This window comes from Pseudomonas sp., from assembly GCF_049645325.1.
GTDB lineage: Bacteria > Pseudomonadota > Gammaproteobacteria > Pseudomonadales > Pseudomonadaceae > Aquipseudomonas.
Window position 1 is genome coordinate 1 of the sequence record NZ_JBARTQ010000608.1, and the last position, 1,769, is coordinate 1,769.

A 1,769-nucleotide genomic window follows, 5' to 3' on the forward strand; every position below is an offset into this window, starting at 1 on the left:
GCAATAACCCGACCTACCAGCAGCAATTGATCAACGACGGTTACTACATCGCCCAGGCCTACTACCAGCAAGGCACTCAATACGTGGTCGGCTACGCCGCGTTGAGCGGCCTGCATGTGATCAACAAATTGAACCCCGACTGGGTGTGGACGACGTTTGAAAACCGCAACAACAGCAAGTACACGGTGACCAATGCCATCCCGCCGACGCCGATGACCAACAGCACCGGGCCGACCACCGCGGCGCAGCCGGTGAACACCACGTTTCAGGCCAACTTTCCAGCGTTGGCGCAGTACGAGCTGATCGGCGTGCAGTCCAACACCACGCCCACGCTCCTGGCCAATTCCCAGCTGGAGTCAGCGTTCCAGAGCCAGTCTTCGTGCTTTGCGTGCCACGGCACCGCCGCGTACTCGACGAAAAAGGGCTACTTCAATTTCGCGCTCAACCAGCAGGGCGGCATCGTTTACCCCACCGCCCCGCTGCCGGCCTCCGACTTTGTCGGTTATCACAAACTGGACTTTGTCTGGTCGCTCAAACGCGCCCAGTGGCAACGCTAAGGAGCCTCACATGAGCGTATTGAATTTCCCGCGGATCTACCTGGGCGGCCATATGTTCTGGAACCCGCCGACCGCCAACAACAATGACATGTACCCGCTCTACGATGCGGTGAAGATGCAGATGAACTGGCGGTTCCTGGCGTCGTTCGACATCAACCCGGCGAACGCGGCCACCACCCTGTTGCCGTGGACCATCGCCCCGCTGCCGCCGGCCAAGGTGCCCACCTATGTGATGCAAGTGCCGGGCAATGCCGGGCAACTCACCACCTCGATGATCCCCGGCGAATGGAACCTGTTCGGCGACAACGCCTGCGGCACTGTCAGCTATAACCAGACCCAATCGGTGATCACCGGCGGCGAACTGCCGGGCGGTGGTTACGTGAGCACGGACCCGCTCATCAACCAGAGCTTTCAGTTGCTCGGCAACCCCTTTGGCGGCGCGCCCACCTCCCCGGCGCGCTTCGTCGACGTGAGCCCCTGGCAGAACACCTTCACCGCGCTGTACTTCGACAAGCTGGTGCTGGGCAACGCCCAATGCGGCCTGACCCTCAACCGCGAGCACCGGATGCTCGATCGCTTCCTGAACTTCAACTGGGCCAACCTCGGTGGCTTGAGCTACGTCACCACCACCTGGCAAACCTGTTTCCCGAAAGAAAACCTGGAGTGGGTGCTAGGCGGCTCCGCTTTGCTGCAAAACCTGCAGGCGCAGATGAAGCAACAAAACGCCAAGGGCCTGATGTATCGCTTTACCACCTACCTGACCTGCTACGACAAGAACGGCATCCTCAATAATTACCCGCCTATCAACACCCACAGTTCCAGCGCCGCTGCCCAGGCGCAGGTGCAGGCGATGTACCAGCAGGGGCTGGATAACGTCGGCGATATTTTCTTCAACCCGGCCTACAGCCGTACCGTCGGCACCGTGGGCCTGTGGTTCGAGGATGAGTTTCCCACCGCACCCGCCGGCAGGCGCCTGGTGCCGGCCAGCCCGGTGCCGATCTACAAGACTTCGCCGGGTACGGCGAGCCAGGTGCAACTCGGGGTGATCTCGGTACAGGCCCATGGCAACACCTTGTCGCTGGACCTGGGCAACGCCTTTCCGTTCTACCCGATCGACCCCAAGGCTGACATTCCGGCAGCCGCGAAGTACCAGGCGGGCAACTACCAGATCGGCATCCGCCAGGGCACGCAATTCAGCCCGCTGGCCAGTTT

At 61.3% G+C, this 1,769-nt stretch carries 2 pseudogenes; both read left to right on the forward strand.

Annotated elements, in window-relative coordinates:
• Positions 1-557: pseudogene (locus WBB95_RS25475) on the forward strand (hypothetical protein); the annotation flags it as partial.
• A 10-nt stretch (positions 558-567) separates the two neighbouring features.
• A pseudogene (locus WBB95_RS25480) lies at positions 568-1,769 on the forward strand (hypothetical protein); the annotation flags it as partial.